Origin of the sequence: Shewanella sp. 10N.286.52.A9 (genome assembly GCF_041468985.1) — a bacterium.
Taxonomy (GTDB): domain Bacteria; phylum Pseudomonadota; class Gammaproteobacteria; order Enterobacterales; family Shewanellaceae; genus Shewanella; species Shewanella japonica.
The window spans coordinates 38,231-56,250 of the sequence record NZ_JBFRJQ010000024.1 but is presented as its reverse complement, the minus strand read 5'-3'; the positions used below and the strand labels follow the sequence as shown (position 1 = coordinate 56,250).

At 41.5% G+C, this 18,020-nt stretch carries 13 protein-coding genes; 4 read left to right on the top strand and 9 right to left on the bottom strand.

Annotated elements, in window-relative coordinates; all coding sequences use genetic code 11:
• Positions 1–20 precede the first annotated feature (20 nt).
• Positions 21–3,731, bottom strand: coding sequence for a response regulator (locus AB4128_RS15700; RefSeq protein WP_055022694.1), 3,711 nt, complete (start codon positions 3,729–3,731; stop codon positions 21–23).
• A gap of 319 nt (positions 3,732–4,050) precedes the next feature.
• Positions 4,051–5,445, bottom strand: a complete 1,395-nt coding sequence (locus AB4128_RS15695; RefSeq protein ID WP_055022695.1) for a PhoH family protein — start codon at positions 5,443–5,445, stop codon at positions 4,051–4,053.
• 345 nt (positions 5,446–5,790) lie between these two features.
• Here AB4128_RS15695 and rapA point away from each other — a divergent pair, with 345 nt between their 5' ends.
• Both rapA and AB4128_RS15685 read left to right on the top strand, forming a co-directional pair.
• Positions 5,791–8,697 (top strand): RNA polymerase-associated protein RapA, encoded by a 2,907-nt coding sequence (gene rapA, locus AB4128_RS15690; RefSeq protein WP_080914878.1) that lies wholly within the window; start codon positions 5,791–5,793, stop codon positions 8,695–8,697.
• Between the two features lie 82 nt (positions 8,698–8,779).
• Complete coding sequence (locus AB4128_RS15685; protein ID WP_055022697.1) at positions 8,780–9,646, top strand: DUF3530 family protein; 867 nt, start codon at positions 8,780–8,782, stop codon at positions 9,644–9,646.
• 50 nt (positions 9,647–9,696) lie between these two features.
• On the opposite strand, the gene AB4128_RS15680 is transcribed toward AB4128_RS15685, so the two are convergent.
• Positions 9,697–10,197, bottom strand: a complete 501-nt coding sequence (locus AB4128_RS15680) for a YqhA family protein (RefSeq protein ID WP_055022698.1) — start codon at positions 10,195–10,197, stop codon at positions 9,697–9,699.
• A gap of 146 nt (positions 10,198–10,343) precedes the next feature.
• Complete coding sequence (locus AB4128_RS15675; RefSeq protein WP_372038230.1) at positions 10,344–11,150, bottom strand: crotonase/enoyl-CoA hydratase family protein; 807 nt, start codon at positions 11,148–11,150, stop codon at positions 10,344–10,346.
• 374 nt (positions 11,151–11,524) lie between these two features.
• On the opposite strand from AB4128_RS15675, the gene AB4128_RS15670 reads away from it, so the two are divergent.
• Both AB4128_RS15670 and AB4128_RS15665 read left to right on the top strand, forming a co-directional pair.
• The gene (locus AB4128_RS15670; RefSeq protein WP_055022700.1) at positions 11,525–12,520 is read left to right on the top strand and encodes a response regulator; all 996 of its coding nucleotides are present in this window, start codon (positions 11,525–11,527) and stop codon (positions 12,518–12,520) included.
• A 62-nt stretch (positions 12,521–12,582) separates the two neighbouring features.
• Entirely contained in the window at positions 12,583–13,548 is a 966-nt protein-coding gene (locus tag AB4128_RS15665) for a sensor domain-containing diguanylate cyclase (protein WP_055022701.1), read from the top strand.
• 173 nt (positions 13,549–13,721) lie between these two features.
• On the opposite strand, the gene rraB is transcribed toward AB4128_RS15665, so the two are convergent.
• The 5 genes from rraB to AB4128_RS15640 all read right to left on the bottom strand — a co-directional run bounded on the left by rraB (position 13,722) and on the right by AB4128_RS15640 (position 17,988).
• Positions 13,722–14,111, bottom strand: a complete 390-nt coding sequence (gene rraB / locus AB4128_RS15660) for a ribonuclease E inhibitor RraB (protein WP_055022702.1) — start codon at positions 14,109–14,111, stop codon at positions 13,722–13,724.
• Between the two features lie 56 nt (positions 14,112–14,167).
• Positions 14,168–14,899, bottom strand: a complete 732-nt coding sequence (locus AB4128_RS15655) for a 1-acylglycerol-3-phosphate O-acyltransferase (RefSeq protein WP_055022703.1) — start codon at positions 14,897–14,899, stop codon at positions 14,168–14,170.
• A gap of 208 nt (positions 14,900–15,107) precedes the next feature.
• Positions 15,108–15,878 carry a metal ABC transporter permease gene (locus AB4128_RS15650; RefSeq protein ID WP_055022704.1) on the bottom strand — a complete coding sequence of 257 codons (771 nt, stop codon included), beginning with the start codon at positions 15,876–15,878 and terminating at the stop codon, positions 15,108–15,110.
• 3 nt (positions 15,879–15,881) lie between these two features.
• A complete protein-coding gene (locus tag AB4128_RS15645) occupies positions 15,882–16,790 on the bottom strand; it encodes a metal ABC transporter solute-binding protein, Zn/Mn family (protein WP_055022705.1) in 909 nt (302 codons plus the stop codon).
• Positions 16,774–17,988: a hypothetical protein gene (locus AB4128_RS15640; protein ID WP_372038228.1), complete on the bottom strand. Its 1,215-nt coding sequence runs from the start codon at positions 17,986–17,988 to the stop codon at positions 16,774–16,776. The genes AB4128_RS15645 and AB4128_RS15640 overlap by 17 nt, the downstream gene beginning before the upstream one ends.
• Positions 17,989–18,020: the final 32 nt, after the last annotated feature.

Here is an 18,020-nt window from a genome sequence, read left to right as displayed (position 1 = left end):
CTCGTCTTGAGCCGTTAACCTTACGAGGCGCTATGTTTATTTTTATAATCAATCCAATGTTCTAAGGTATCAAACAACTCATTAAGCACAATTGGTTTAGTAATATGAGCGTTCATACCCGCTTGCAGACTCTTCTCTCTATCACCTGACATTGCATGAGCCGTCATCGCAATAATAGGAAGCTGCTCGGTGCTAAAGCGTTTTCTCAGCTCTTTCGCCGCAGTTAATCCATCCATTACAGGCATTTGAATATCCATTAATACGGCATCAAAAGGTTTACTGTCGATAATATCTAACGCAATTTGACCATTATCGGCCATCACGACTTCATAACCTGCACTTTTTAATAGCTCAGTCGCAACCTGCTGGTTAATAAAATTATCTTCAACTAATAAGACTAAACCAGCATCTTTGGTTTGCTCTGGATCTTCTTCAACGACAGGCGCCACATTCAATTTAGGTTCGGCAGCAAATGCGCCAATAATCTCATCGAATAAGGCTGACGCTTTAAACGGCTTTTGCAAAATAGCAAATACACGGCTTTCATCAAACTCAGCCTCAAGTGGCTCTGCTGAATAGGCGGTCATTAGAATAATCACCGGACGTTTTTTAAGGCGTCCATCAGCAACCATTTCATCAATAATATCGATAACATCTGCGCCATCCATTTCTGGCATCATCCAGTCAAGTAGCAATAAATCGACGTCACTGTGAGCTAATACTTCTAATGCCTCTGCGCCACTTTGTGCTGTTTTGACACCAAAGCTAAAGTCACGCATTACTGTTGAATATATCTGTAAAGCGCTAGGGTTATCATCCACTACTAAGGTTGTTAGGTTATTCAGTTGTTCTGGGACAACGAGCGGTTCAACGACATTCTCTTCAGCGATTTCAAAGCTAATATTAAAACTAAAGGTACTGCCCTGATTAGTCTCTGATTCCACTTGCATGGTACCGCCCATCAAGGACACAAGGTGTTTACTGATCGATAAGCCTAAGCCTGTGCCGCCATATTTACGGGTGGTTGAACCATCAGCTTGCGAGAAAGCATCAAACAATTTAGCTTGTTGCTCTTGGCTAATCCCAATACCAGTATCACGCACCCAGAATTTAAGTGTTATACGGTGGTCTCGCTCACCCACATCTTCGCAACCTAATTCAATTTCACCATTTTGAGTGAACTTAACCGCATTGGATAATAAGTTCACCAAAACTTGGCCTAAACGTAATGGGTCACCATTGAGGATAAGTCCTGCAGTGACTGGTGCATAAAGTAACAGCTCAACGCCTTTTTCTTGCGCTTTTTGAGCGTTCATATCAATGACATGATCAAGCACTTTATCTAACGGAAACGACACTCTTTCGAGTTCTAGCTTACCCGCCTCAATTTTAGAGAAGTCCAAAATATCATTAATAATGCGCAATAAAGACTGAGCAGAGAAACCTGCCTTATTAAGATAATCCTGTTGCTGCGGATTCAATTGAGTGCGCTGTGCAAGCTGCAACATACCAATAATTGCATTCATCGGTGTGCGAATTTCGTGACTCATGTTGGCCAAGAATTCACTCTTATACATATTGGCTAATTCAGCATCTTGCTTAGCTTCTAGCAAGGCAACTTCATTACTTTTTTGACGCGTAATATCTTTATGAGTACCGAGCATACGTTTGGATTGGCCGTCATCGGCAAACTCAACCGCTCGACCACGTGATAATACCCAATGGTATTCACCCGATTTAGCCCGCATACGATATTCAATTTCGTAAGTGCCAATTGGCTGCTTAGCATAGCCACTTCGGTACTCTTCAACTCGCATACGATCATCAGGATGAATAAGTGCATCGGTTGATGAAATAAGTGCAGGGAATTCATTAGGTTTATAACCTAGCATAGAATAAAACGCTGGATTACAAATCAATTGTTCAGAATCTAAGTACCAATCCCACAGACCATCTTCTACCGCATCCATCGCTAAATGATAACGTTCTTCAGAAAGACGTAACTGCTCGGCAGATTCATATTCACGAGTGACATCACGCCACACAGAAATCAACCCCAGTAACTCACCACGGCGGTTATAAAACGGCAGTTTTAAGGTATCGAGCAAGACGGTTTTCCCGCCAATGTCCATTTTCTCTTGGTAACGTAACAGTGAGCGATCACTCAAGACTTTTTGGTCTTCCTCTCTGATACGCTCCCCTTGTTCATGGGTGCTGGCTAAAGAGTATTGCCCTATCATCTCGCTTTCTTTACAGCCCAGCATATACTCAGCAGATTTATTACAGCCTAAATATTTACCTTCTTTATCTTTATAAACGATTGCCTCAGGAATGGAGTCAATCAAAGAGCGTAATAATGCAAACTCTCGTTCACGTCGCTCTGTAGTATCACGCAAACGTTGAGTCCGTCGTGCCACTAAGTTATCCAATCGTTTATTTTGCTCTGCCAAATGACGGGTATATTGCTTGTTCTCTTCAAAAATACGGCTTACGAGTAAGAACCAAGGTTCCCAACCTTCAGTGATTTTCTTTGGCGGTGAAATCGGATCGCGTGAGCACTCTTCTAAGTGAGTTAATAAGCGGGATGCTGGATTGACGAATGAACGGCGAGTTTGCCAATGCACAATCGTCACCAACACAGATAAAGCCAAAACCACTAGCAAGAAAGTCAGCTTTAACTTATCCCACGCATCTTGGAACAATACATCTTCATCTTGTAGGTACAGTAAACGCCAAGGTGGGTTTTGTAATGCCACTGAGTGAATGTAATAGCCGTTTCGCAAGATACCATCATGTGCGTCAAACAGTTCTGACTCAGGTAAGGAATGCAGCTCTGAAGGAATACGTTGGCTAATATGATAAACCCGATTCATATCGCTAGCTTCAAAGTCACTGTGAGACAAAATATTGTTGTATTGGTCTAATAAAATCACTGTCCCAGGCATCTTAAAATACATGCGCATTTGCTTGGCTAAAGACGCAAGGGTCATATCCAAGTTAATCGAGCCAATAAAGTCATCTTCTAAATACACTGGTAGACCAAGTGTGGTTAATAGACCACGTTCAGCAAGGTCTACATAGGCTTCACGCCAAAATACACTTCGCTGTGGATTCATTGCTGGCGTCGCCAACTGGAATTGCTTTTTATTGAGTAGCTCTTCTCTAAAGCGAGTTTCGTTGTTAGACCATGGAAACGATGACATGATCCTTTGCTTTGAAATGTAATAAATAGATGAGGCTTTCGGCGCTGCTTCTTTCGCTACAGGAAAAGATAATGACAGCTCAAACAGCATTTCTAATTCCTGATAAAAGGTGTCACTTCGACCATCTAACGACCCCATACCAGTGATCCGTCCCATATTGGTAAAAGGTTCACCACTTTGAGCATAACTGGGTTCTAAGGTAAAAAACTGACCATCTTCATTGAACTTTTCATACTGAGGTAAACGGTCTTTTCGAACTAGCTCCCCCAAGCGTAAATTATCGACAGCCACGTTACGTAAGCTTTTAACCGCACGGATACTCGACTCGAGTAATAAATCAATCTGCAACACATGGCGAAGAACTTGCTCTTCACGTTCTTTGATCAATTGTGTTTTTTGGCGTTCAAATAACGTCCAAGCCGACAATAATGCCATCACAATTACACCGATATATGTATAAAAAACGGCTCGGTTATATTTTCTTTGAATCAGTGCTTTTAAGTGTAATTCTGGCTCTGTCGATTTCATTGAAATCCCTTTGTTTACTCATAGCGTCGATTAATAAAAGACATAAGGAGAAACGCTATGATGGCTCATTGATGCATATTATCAGGAAGGTATGCTTTATCACATAAATAACCTGCATCAATCGTTATAAATTGTGTCATTTTATCGTGTTTATTAACTGCCTCTAAAACATAGCAAATTATCATCATAGATTCATGGTCATTTAGTCAAATAGACAAGGAATTTTCAATATTGTTATCGCTCAATATCGGCGCAATAAAAAAGCCACTTTGCAGTAGCTTTTGCAACAGACCTAATTATGCTTCATCAAGCCAATTAGCTATAAATGCTCCTCGGCAAATTCAGCTAACCTTGAGCGCACGACACCATTTAAATAGATGTTGGCACTGCCATCAAAATCCTTAAAGCGTTCCACAATATAGGTTAGCCCTGACGTGACTGCGGTCAGATAAGTTGAGTCAATCTGCGCTAAGTTACCGCAGCAAATCAACTTAGTGCCTTCTCCCATACGGGTGATCATGGTTTTAATTTGTGATGCCGTTAGATTTTGGCATTCATCCAATAAGACTACTGAGTTTTGAATTGAGCGCCCACGCATAAAATTGACTGACTTAAACTGCACATTCGCTTTTTCCATGATGTAATTCATGCTCCCAGTTGGGTTAACATCATTTTTATGCAGCACTTCCAAAGTATCTGTAATTGCCGCTAACCATGGCGCCATTTTCTCTTCTTCGGTGCCAGGTAAAAAACCAATAGATTCAGCTATCTCAGGCGTGTTTCGAGTGACAATGACTTTTTCGTATTGCTTTTTCTCTACCACAAGCTCAAGCGCTGCTGCCATAGCAATTAAGGTTTTACCACAACCTGCTGGACCGGTGAGAATCACTAAATCAATCTCAGGATCTAATAAAGCATTAAGCGCCATGCCTTGATAAATGTTCTTTGGCTTAATGCCCCATGCTTGCAGATGCTCAAGTCGATCTCGGCCATAATCGATTATCGATAAATGAGTATCAGTTCGGCTTTCGACCTTGCCACAAAACTCAGTTTCTTGATCAATTAAGTACTGATTTTTGTAAAAAGGTTCATTACCCACCTCATCAAGGCTCACTTGATGCAAGGTTTTTCCACCCACTCGGTCAGTTGATACTTTTTCCACGTTCGCCCAAAAGTCACCGTCAAACTGATAAAAACCTTTTGCCAAAAAGCGAATATCGTCAATCAGCTGGTCAGTTCGATAATCTTCAACCCGTTCAATCCCCGCCCCTTTGGCTTTAAGGCGCATATTGATATCTTTTGTAACCAACACAACTTGGCGAGCTTGATTGAGGTTTTGTAAATGCAGTGCGGTATTAATGATGCGGTTATCGTTATTGTCGCCAGGTAACGCCCCTGTGGTGAAATCGATTTGATGGTCAGGGAAAATGGATAAACTGCCGGATACATCAGAGTGTCCTTCCCTACTGGGTAGAGCGACACCATTGAGTATTTGTTCTGGAGAGGTTTTCCCTCCGAGGATATCTTCTAACGCTCTAATAGCAACCCGGGCATCGCGGCTGATATCGTGCTTTCTGTCCTTAATATTATCTAACTCTTCTAACACTGTCATTGGGATTGTTACGTCATGTTCCTTAAACGAATATATCGCTAAAGGTTCATGAAGTAACACATTGGTATCCAGTACAAACAACTTTCTGTTGTCATGTTCCATGGCGCCTCCAGAGTGCTCAATGCAAAGGGTAAACTAAGGGATTAATCCAATATAAACTCCTGAAATAAATAAACTTACATATAATTATAGGTGAACAATTTCGTAAATTGCACAATTAAACTATGCCAGTAAATTTATCGACGCTCAATAGTTAATCAGATGTTCACTGTGTCAGTTTACGAGAAAGAAGATGACATTGAGATGACAGAACTGTGTCAAAGTTAGCCTTGATTACATAAAATTGCCGATCATGAATATTTAAATCGCTGCTAGAATTTAAATCTACTAGCGTTTGTTATAACATACGCGCCCTTTGTTTTAATCAGCCCCAAATGAGAGTCAAAAATGCCGTTTGCTTTAGGTCAACGTTGGATTAGTGATACCGAGTCAGAGCTTGGTTTAGGTACTGTCGTCGCCGTTGAAGGTCGCATGGTAACAGTGTTATTTCCTGCCGCCGATGAGAACCGTCTTTTTTCACGCGATGAAGCACCATTAACACGTGTAATCTTTAATCCAGGTGACTCAATTGAAAGCCACGAAGGCTGGAAACTCACTGTCAGCGAAGTCGAAGAAAAAGATGGGCTAGTTACCTATATCGGTATCCACAGTGAATCTGAAGAAACGGTACGTTTACGTGAGACTTTACTCAATCACAATATCCGTTTTAATAAACCTCAAGACCGTTTATTTGCAGGGCAAATTGATCGCTTAGACCGCTTTGGTATGCGTTACCAAAGTCAGTTACTGCGCCATAAGTTAGCAACATCAGATTTATTGGGGCAACAAGGACCACGGGTAGGCTTAATTCCACACCAACAATGGATTGCTCATGAAGTTGGCCGCCGCTATGCTCCACGTGTTTTACTGGCCGATGAAGTGGGTTTAGGTAAAACCATTGAAGCAGGTTTGATTATTCACCAGCAGCTACTTACTGGCCGTGCTGAGCGTATATTAGTGATTGTGCCTGACACATTACGCCATCAGTGGTTGGTCGAAATGCTACGCCGCTTTAACTTAAAGTTTTCAATCTTTGATGAAGACCGCTGTGTTGAAGCTTATGCGGATAATGACAATCCATTTTACACTGAGCAATTAGTCATATGCTCACTTGAGTTACTTCGTAAAAAACGTCGTTTAGAACAAGCCATTGATGCCGATTGGGATTTAATGGTGGTTGATGAGGCACATCATCTGGAGTGGAGCGAAACAGCCCCAAGCCGTGCTTATCAAATCGTTGAAGCCTTAAGTGAAGAAGTGCCAGGCGTACTGCTACTTACTGCCACCCCAGATCAACTTGGCCACCAAAGTCATTTTGCACGTTTACGTTTACTCGATCCTGATCGTTTCTACGACTACAACGCATTTCTAGAAGAAGAGAAAAGCTATCAAAGTGTTGCTGAAGCTGCTGAAGCACTGACCGCCAACACTAAACTGGCCGATAGCGCCATTAATAGCTTAACTGAGCTTTTGAGTGAAAAAGATATCATGCCAAGCATCAATATTATCCAAGCAGATGATATTGAAGATGATACTAAACAATCTGCTCGAGAAGAGTTATTACAAGAATTACTCGACCGACATGGTACTGGCCGTATTTTATACCGCAATAGCCGTGCTTCAGTCAGCGGGTTTCCGAAACGCTTTTTCAATCCGCAACCATTAGCCATGCCGCAGGAATACATTACTGCTGAACGTGTTAATGCAATGATGGGATCGAAAAAATCACCACAAGATCAAGCTAAGCAATCATTAAGCCCTGAGAAACTTTATCAAGCATTTGAAACTGATAGTGCAAGTTGGTGGAAGTTCGATCCTCGTGTTGACTGGTTAATTGATTTCCTTAAAGAACACCGCAGCAAAAAAGTACTCATCATTGCCAGCCAAGCAGAAACGGCGCTGAGCCTTGAGGAAGCATTACGTACTCGTGAAGGTATTCAGGCCACTGTTTTCCATGAAGGCATGTCGATTATTGAACGTGATAAAGCGGGTGCGTATTTTGCCCAAGAAGAAGGCGGCGCCCAAGCGCTTATTTGTTCAGAAATTGGCTCAGAAGGACGTAACTTCCAATTTGCTAGCCACTTAGTGTTATTTGATTTGCCACTAAACCCAGATTTATTGGAGCAGCGTATCGGTCGTTTAGACCGTATCGGCCAGCAAAATGATATCCAAATTCATTTACCGTATTTGCAAGATACCGCGCAAGAGCGCTTAATGAATTGGTACCACCAAGGGCTTAATTCTTTTGAGCTGACTTGCCCAAGTGGGCATATTCTTTATTCAGAGTTTGCCGATGAATTAACAGCAGTGCTCAATGATGATGACCCTGAATTAATGACGCAACTGCTTAACCACACCCAAGCCAGATACCAAGAGCTTAAACAAGCCATGGAAAAAGGACGTGATAAGTTATTAGAAATTAACTCTCATGGTGGCGAACAATCAAAACAGTTAGTGGAGCGTTTAGCCGAGCGAGATGCTGATACTCACTTAATTGGTTCTGTAATTCGTTTATGGGACATTATTGGTGTCGATCAAGAAGATCGTGGCGAAAACTCGATTGTATTGCGCCCGAGTGAGCACATGTTATTCCCGTCATATCCTGGGTTACCTGAAGATGGAATTTCAGTGACATTTGACCGTGAAACCGCACTTTCTCGTGACGATATTGCGTTTATTTCTCAAGAGCATCCATTAGTGCAAACGGCTCTTGATATGATCACCGATTCAGAAACCGGCACTACCAGTGTTGCGGTGTTAAAGAATAAAGCGCTACCAGCGGGAACCCTGTTCTTAGAATTGATTTATATGGCAGATGTTTCAGCCCCTAAATCATCGCAGCTATACCGCTATATGCCACCAACACCTATACGTGTGTTACTGGACAAAAATGGTCAAAACTTGGCAGAAAAAGTCGACTACAGCAGCTTTGATAAACAACTCAGTGCAGTTAATCGCCATATTGCCAGCAAGCTCGTTAATGCATCTCAGCCTATTCTTCATCCGCTATTAGCAAAAGGGGAAGAGCAAGCACAGGCAGCATTAGCCAACTTGGTTGAGCAAGCTCGTGAAAAAATGACCACACAATTAAATGGCGAGCTCACCCGTTTAGAGTCTTTAAAAGCGGTGAATCCAAATATTCGCGATTCTGAACTCGATTATATCCGTAATCAAATGGCTGAGTTAAACAGCTATATTGACGACAGCCAATTCCAGCTAGACGCAATTAGAATGGTATTAGTCAGTCACGTATAATACACTGCATAGATGAAGCAAAAGCCCTGAACTTCAGGGCTTTTTTGTAGGCGATTTTCATCCAACCTGTAAGAAAGCGGCAATGACACTCATCAAGCAGATCTTATTTACCTTCATCCTCACCTTAAGCATTGGCACGAATACCTTTGCCGAGTCATTATTCGCCCCCGTCAGTGACGAGCAAAAGCAGCAAATCATTGTTCAAGATAAACCCATTGATGTCATAGTTAAGCCTTGGCAAGGCAGAAAACAGCGTGGCAGCGCTATCATTCTTGGACCAACTGAATCAGACGCTACAGGACTGGAAAGCAGCCGTTATATGCGCTTGCAATTACCACTCTCAGGCTGGGCAACGATTAGCATCAAGCCAACCGAAGGCTTATATCGTCCTAATTTTGCAACTGATGCAGATCAAATTAACAAGGCAGGTGAAAAGCAGCTAACGCTTGATGCGCATCAAATGACGCCTAAGTACACCTCCAGTCAGTTATTAGAGCTCAATAATTTCCAACAAAAAGTGATTGAAGAATCTATTGCTCAGATAGAAGGAGTGGCTGCGCAATACCCTGGGAAACGGATTATTATCGCAGCAGATGATAGTGCGGGTATGGTCGTTAATCTACTTCATCAAGATAAATTAACTAAACCTGACTTGCTCGTTATCATTAATCCTTATCGCGAATTTGAACAATTGATTGATGAACAAAACCGAGGCTTGAGTATTGCCAAGCAACTAGCAGGGTTAGACATTCCCGTATTGGACTTGCAATCGGCTAACGGACATAAGGCCGCATTAGCGCAAAGCATAGAGCGTAAAAATAGTAATTTAGTTAAATCAGCAAATTTATATCGACAGTATTTATTACAATTAGATTTGAGCCATCAAGGTGGCTGGGATGAAGCGTTAGATCATATTGAAGGCTTTGCGAGAAAAATTGCTGGTTACTGACAGTTTCAATAACTATTGACCAATAACCAGCAATCTAACACTTGGCGAGGTTAGTCTTTTTTATCTTTACTCAGCATCAAAGACAGTGCGACTAACACCACAATAATTCCCATGTAGAGCAAGTCGAGCATCGACTGAGGCTTCATTTCAGTAAAATAAGAAAACACCTTGATGATAAGCATCATCAAAATCACTTTACCTAGCTTACTTTTGAGCGAATCAATGCTGCTAATCACTAAAATGCGGCCACCGCTTTTGGTGTCATCGGCATTTTTTAAATCACTGATAAACAATTCATACAGACCAAAAGCAAAAATAAGCATGACAGCGCCGAGTAAGAAAGTATCTAAAATCTCAACCACGACCATAATAATGTCATTTCTTATTTCGTGGCTGCCAGAAACGATGTAACTCCAAAGTAGTGCCAATAAATGCACCACATCTTTGATCCCTACAGTAAAGATAACCAGCGCCCCGACAACACAAGCAAGCACGCCAACCATCACTGATAATCGGCTGCTCCATAACAATTTTTCAAACGTTTCACGCATAAGACAATCTCAAGTTGCACAATCAATTTTGGCGCTGATAATAGCAAGCTTTTAGCTCCGTCGGCACTCATCATTTGAGAATTGTTACTCTATGATAGTGAAGTAAATAATCGACTTAATCTCGTACACAGTATGAAACTTGGGATTTACCAACCCGACTGCCTATCTTGATAGGGTTTACCTGACTGCTTAATTTCACGATGACTGGCAATCAAACGATTCTTACCTAAAAGTAATCGAACCTGACTCAAAGACTCTCGGCTCAATAAACTGCGTAACGTCCCCGACCAGTTCTTATTGATACTCAGCTTAATAGCCGCATTAGTATCTGGCGAACGCTGCATTAGCTTTTCTGCATAACGTGTCGCCATCTCTAGCGGGTTATCATGCACCTCTGTGACTAAACCAAATTCAAGCGCTTTGTCAGCAGTGATAATATCTGCGGTATAGGTCAATTGCATGGCCTTGTCTTTAGTCATGATTTGCCTTAACCCAGCAAGTCCAGCCATATCAGGTAATAAGCCCCACTTAGATTCCATGATTGAAAGCTGAGCGTTTTTACTGGCAAATCGAAAATCTGCACCTAATGCGATTTGCACGCCACCGCCATAGCAAAACCCTTCAATGACACATATCACAGGAATAGGAAGCTGCTGCCAACCTAAAGAAACTCGCTGAGCTAAATTTGCATTACCTGGCAACCACTTAAAAAGAAGTTTTAATGCGGGCATCATTGATTTTGAAACACTTTTAACGTCCAAACCAGAACTGAAATTCCCGCCAGCTCCGGACAGAATAACCGCCCTAACAGCAGTGTTTTTATGTAGTTTTTTGATGGTTTTATCGATTGCTTGAAACAACTCAATATTCAATGCATTGTATTTTTCAGGCCGATTTAACGTTACATAGGCAATGCCATTGTCTATCTTTAGCGTAACGAGTTTACTCTCCATGATTCATCCTTTACTGGTCAGTCCAGATCTTAAGTTATCATAAACCAGCAATTTGGCGAATAGTTAACCAAGGTGAGCAAAGCAACAATTTTTACATCCACCTCCAAATACACCCGTTAGTACACAAACGTTACGCCATAGAGCCTTTAGAATGCCATAAATGATACATTTTTATGATAAACGCCAAAATTCTGTCGATTTTTAATGCTAATACTCAACAATAAGTTGTAAAATATTGTTTAATACATTGTAGAAAGACACTGCAACGCAATATCACCATGTTGAACTGCAGGAATTAAAGAGATGAAAACTGTCTTTTTTTGCAACGACTACACTTAAATAATAATAACCCTGTAAAAGGATCCTCTGTCTCTATGACTATTCCTATTTTGATATGCGATGATTCAGGATTAGCTAGAAAGCAAATGGCGCGCACACTCCCAAAAGAATGGGATGTTGAAATCAGCTATGCCACTAATGGAGCGGAAGGTCTTGAGGTTATCCGTGCTGGGAAAGGGGAAATTGTCTTTCTCGATCTCAATATGCCAGTCATGGATGGTTACGAGGTATTAGAAGCGATTCAGCGAGAGGACTTACCCGCCCTCGTCATCGTGGTATCTGGCGATATCCAAATCAAAGCTCATGAGCGAGTCAAAGCATTGGGTGCTTTGGATTTCATCCAAAAACCGGTCAGTGCTGATGCCATCAGTAATATCCTTGAAGAGTACGGCATTTTGACCTTAGCACTTAAAGATGCTGCTGATGACACGCCGATGTTTGAGGTTGATTTACGTGATGCCTGCCAAGAGATTGCTAACGTCGCAATGGGCCGAGCTGCGGATCTACTGGCCACGTTATTGGATGTGTTCGTGATGCTGCCAATTCCAAATGTGAATGTTCTCGAAGTCAGTGAGCTCACTATGGCGCTTAAAGCTACAGAAGAAAGCTCAAAAATTTCAGCTCTCTGCCAAGGATTTATTGGCGCAGGTGTGGCTGGTGAAGCGTTATTGTTATTCCATGATTCTAGTTTTACCGATATGGCCAAACTCATGGGCCATAAAGATCCTCAAGATGCAGCCAATGAAGTCGAAGTATTAATCGATACTGGCAATGTTCTGATCGGCGCATTTCTCAATGGCATCTCAGAACAACTGGATATGAAATTTAGCCAAGGACATCCAGTCGTATTGGGCAGACATTGCACAGTCAATGAATTGATTCATGATAATTCGGAAAAATGGCAACGCACCCTAGCAATGGAAATCAACTATCAAATTGAAGATCATAATGTTCAATGCGATTTGCTGTTGCTTTTCACCGAAGACTCCATCCCAACACTTAATTTTAAGTTGGGCTATTTACTTGATTAATCATGATTTTAGCGATTTATATTCGCTAGTCATTAAAATAATAACAATGTTGGATGTTACTCATGTCTACTGATCAAAATGCAATGAACGAACTTCACTGGCTCATTGATATGGTGCAAACCATAGAAGTTGGGCTAGTCGTATTAGATCGTAATTACAATATCCAACTTTGGAATGGTTTCATGGAAAACCACAGTGGAGTCTCGCCAAATGGCATCAAAGGTAAAAACCTTTTTGATACATTTAGCGACCTGCCAAAAGAGTGGTTAACCCAAAAAATGGAATCGGTTTTCCTACTAAAGAATCGTTCGTTTATCAGCTGGGAACAGCGTCCATATGTGTTCGAGTTTAAAAACTACCGTCCAATTACAGGCCGGGCTGATCATATGTACCAAAATATCACCTTGCTGCCTCTGGCATCACTCACAGGGAATATTACTCACATCAGTATTATTATTTATGATGTTACCGATGTCGCTATAAACAAATTACAGCTTAAATCTGCTAACGAACAGTTGGAGAAACTGAGTCAGACTGACAGTTTAACCCAGTTATTTAACCGTCGTCATTGGCAAGCTTGTTTTGAAAAAGAGTATGAACGCTATGCGCGCTACGGTGAAAGTGGCAGCATGATCATGATAGACATTGATAACTTTAAACAAATCAATGATAAATACGGCCACCCTGCGGGCGATAAAGTGATTCAGAGTATTGCCCATATACTTAAACAGTCTTTGCGTGAAACAGACTTTGCAGGCCGTTATGGCGGAGAAGAGTTTGCCGTTGTCCTCACTAATACTAATGCTGATGAGTCTAAGTACTTTACGGAGCGATTACGTAAAAAAGTTGAAGCATCACAAGTGGTGTATAAAAACCAAATTATTAAAGTCACCATTAGTATTGGGGTAAACGCGTTATCAGAACAAACAAAAAACAGTGCTAGCTGGCTTGCTGGTGCGGATAAAGCTTTATACCAATCTAAAGAGAATGGCCGTAACCAAACATCGGTGTTTAAAGAAGAGTCTTAGCACCTCGCTAGCGATTAATTGTATCGCTAATGATTGACAAGCAATGATAAAACCATTCTTTAGATAACTAGCCGACAATAAAAAACCACTCAAATGAGTGGTTTTTTATATTTAATCAGCGATTTATATTTAATCAGCGATTTATATTTAATCAACGATGAAGATAGTCGTCGTTATTCTTCGTCGTACTCTTCATCAAGTTCGTCTTCATCACCAATAAAGAATGTGCCCCAACCGTCATAATCTACTTTTTGCTTTTGAGCTAAAATCATAAGCTGCTCACATGCTTTATCCAGTAAGTCAGCCTCTAAAGCATGATTTGCAATCGCGTCAAAGCAGAAAATTAACGAACCATCTTCAAGTTGCATTTCTTCAGCATCATTAACTTCAAAGCCAAGCTTAAATGCATCAACAGCCGCTTTTTCTAAACGATCAAAATTAGTCGAAGAAAAGTGATGCTCAATCGTGTATTCAGCATCAGCCTGCGAGCCATCATCAAGTAATGCTTGAATGATTTCACGGTTCTCAGCAAACTGCTCTTTTAGTAGACCTTCAATAGACATGGAGTAACTCCGTTAACAAAAATTATGCGGCTAATGGTCAATTATACTTGATAAACCTATTGAGGTTTAGCCATTAATGCAGATGCTTCTTGATTTAATTCAGCCAATCGAGCCGACATTGCTTCATGTACCTTAGCACATAGCTTTTTCACATCCGCTTTATCAACACCTGCAGTCGACATAGGAGCCATCATCTCAACAATCACCACACCATTGTTCCAACGATTTAATTTAATGTGATTTTGACAAGAGGCAAGGACCGGTACGATTGAAGCTTTCGCTGCGATAGCTGTATGAAAAGCCCCAACCTTAAAAGGTAACAAGCCACGTCCACGAGAACGTGTTCCCTCAGGGAAAATCCATACAGATAATAATTTGTTTTTCATTTTCTCGACCGTTTTAGCCATAGTATCAAATGCACTATGACGGTTCTTACGGTCAATAAGAATATTGCCTGATAACCAGTAAATTTGTCCAAATAGCGGCATCCAAGCCAAACTTTTCTTACCTAAACTCACCGTTGCTTTAGGCACAGCAGAAGTGTGGGTAAATAAATCAAAGTTATTTTGATGATTAGCTAAATAGATTTTAGGCTCTTTAGGGTTTTCTTCTGCTGCGTGACGCGTGATCACCTTGATACCTAAAATAGGAGCAACTGAAGCAAAAATACGTGCAATAACATGTACATTGTCACGATGCATAGGTCTAACAAGACAAAGGATTATTGCGAAAAAAAACGCCAGTGTTAATAACACTGCAAGAATAATTGAACGAGCAATTAACAGCACAAGCAGACTCCTGCGAAGAAAGTGGCGACAGTATAGCCAGCACAGTAGCTGGACTCAATGGTTTGTTTAATTTCAGTTTACATTTGTAAGCTAAAATAATTATACACTAGCCCAGATAAAAGAATGGTGCGTTAACATTAACGCACCATTAATTCTGTACTTAGTGACTTCAATCGCTAGTCTTATACGCTTCAAAAACCGCTTTTAATCAGACATTGCTAGTTTGATTAAAAGACAATAAAACACGCATAGTAATAGCACTGAACGCTAAGGCTGCCACTATTGCGGCACCACTAGGCAAATCATAACTGGCAGAGAGTATAAGCCCTGCTAAGTAGCCAACAAATCCAACCACATACGTCAGCACAAGTTGCCCTTTACCATGGTATTTATTCAGTGCTAAGGCGGGCAAAATTAGCGTACTAAAGACTAAGTAAACGCCAACTAATTCAACCGACAAGGTAATCACTATCGCAAATAAGAAGTAGAACCCTGCACCATCAAGTACTTGTGGCCTAATGACCACCAGTAACAATATCGCAGCAGACACCACACCTGGTAATACGAGTTGCGACCAGTTAACCCATAATATTTGCCCTGACATTAATTGTTTTAAGAGCTCTGCGCCATGAGGATCGTTAGACAATAACAACATCGCGGCCACAGCACTCAACACATAAAAACAACCAATAATAGCTTCAAGCTCATCAGCAAAACGTTTTGAAAGCCAGGCAATAAAACCCGCTCCCGCTAACGCAAATAAAGCAGGCATCCATACATGAGAAAAAGGCAGCTCTTCTAATCTATGATCCATATGCGACACAATGGCACCTAAAGCCGCCACTTGTGCAATGGCTAAATCAATAAAGATGATGCCACGTTTTAGTACCTGACGACCTAAGACCACATGCGTAGACAGCACCAATATCCCCGCAACAAATGCGGGGAGGAGTATTGGTAGCAGCTCGAGATCAAGCATAGGCTATTGCACCTCTGTGAGTAACGAAATCACGCTATCATAGAGGCTAAATAAATCCTTGCTATCATCATTACCACCAACAGACATAGGCAACATTATCACTGGTAAATCCGTTCTTTCTCCTAGCCAATTGGCACCACGATCATCCTGATACGAAGTGAACAATATAGCCATGACATCGCCTTCTTGGCTGCGACTAACCAGCTTAGCAAGATGACTACTGCTAGGTGGGATCCCTGGCTTTGGCTCTAAATCAGCAACTTGCTCCATTCCTAGCCAGTTGAACAAGTAACGAAAGCTTGAATGGTAAGCAATCACTTTCTTACCTTTAAGCCCTGCTGCTTTTTCTTCCCACTGAGGAATCGCTTTTTGCCACTTTTCACTAAATGCAGCAAGGTTTGCTTGGTAACTCGTCGCCGAGTCAGGATCAAGCTGCGTCATTTTGGCAGATAAGGCATCTGCTACCTGTAGCAACCTGCTAGGGTCAAAATGCAAATGTGGGTTACCTTTGGCGTGAACATCTCCCATTGAGCGGTCAACATTCTCAAGTTGATCTAGCGTCTCAATATGTTCAGCCGCATAAAACAAACCATTATCTGTTGAACGCACCTTATTGTTCGATGCTTTCATTTGCAGCATAGGTAGCCAACCTATTTCAAGGTCAGCACCAGCACAAACCACTAAGTCTGCTTGACGCATTTTGGCAATTAGGCTTGGTCTAGCTTGTACTTGATGCGGGTCTTGTAAAGCACTCGTCGCCGAATACACTTTCGCATCAGGTGCTAGCTCTTGGCTTAAGGCTGCATATTCAGGCTCACAAGCAAACACATTCAATTGTGCGTTTGCTGAACCCGCCAAAAAGGGACTAAATAAAGCACCTATGGCGATTAGCGTTTTAGAATTGATGCGCACCGTGAGCTCCTAATGTCATGACATACTGTAGGGTTACGATATTATCGTCTTCAAAACCATCAAAGTTGGTACCCTTCTGATTAGTATATTGTAGACGTACTGTCGAGAAGTGACTGTGATGCCACGCTAAACTAAGCTCGGTTTCTTTTAGCTTTTGCGCATCTAAATGATCGCCATGAGCTTCGAATGTATCAACCTCACCGTAACGTAAACCCGCTGACCAGTTAGGAGAGAACTGGTAAACACTGCTTAAGTACCAACCTTCATGGTAATCGTTATGACTTTCTTCACCGTGATCATCATGCTCTTCATGATCATGTACCTCTTCAAATGAGAAGATATCATTCACACGGAAGTACTCACCGCTCACTGTTAAGTGTTGATACTTATAGTTGCCGTTTGGAGCCCATTTGTAGACAAAGTCGGCGATATAAGTGTTTTCGCCCGTGTAAGATGCACTATGAGTGTGACCTTCATGATCATGATCGTCATCAGCAATCACATCATGTTCGTGCTCATCTTCCCCTTCTACAACACCTTGACCATTTGAGTTACGTAAATAGCTTAAGCCCACCTGCCATGAACTTGATAAGCCAATATCACCACCAAATTTAGTGAAGGCTGAATAAACCCCTACCGTATCGAAATCGCGCTCGCCATGCTCATCTTCGGCGCGCATTTTGTCACCTTTGAATGCTTCAACACCCATTGTCCAATATAGATCAGTTGGTGCTACATACGTTAAACGAACACCATCATCAAAATAATGGCCGCCCATAAATGCACGATAAGCACCTGGACGATCAACGAATGCATCTGTGTGTAAATGTTGGTTATTTAAGTAACCGATATCAGATAAAAAGCGACCAGCACGAATCCCTAGACCACCCGGTAATCCCATGGTTTGAATGAAGGCTTCTTCTAGTTCAATTTCAGTTTCACCGTCATGAGACTCTAAAATGGCAGTCACTTTACCGTAGAACATGTCATCGATGTTGGCACTGATAGCAAGCTCTGTTTCGCCTAAACCAAACCCTTCACTGCGGCCACCTAAGCCACGATCGCCTGTTTGATAAAAACCATCTAAAACGGCACTTATATTAGGATTTGTTAGGCTAGAATCTTCAGCAAAAGCATGAGTAGAAACCAAGGCACAAGCAGCTGCAACCAATGAAAGACGTTTGTTTGAGTAAGACATTTTTTCTCCAAAATACAACAAGTAGTCGACCA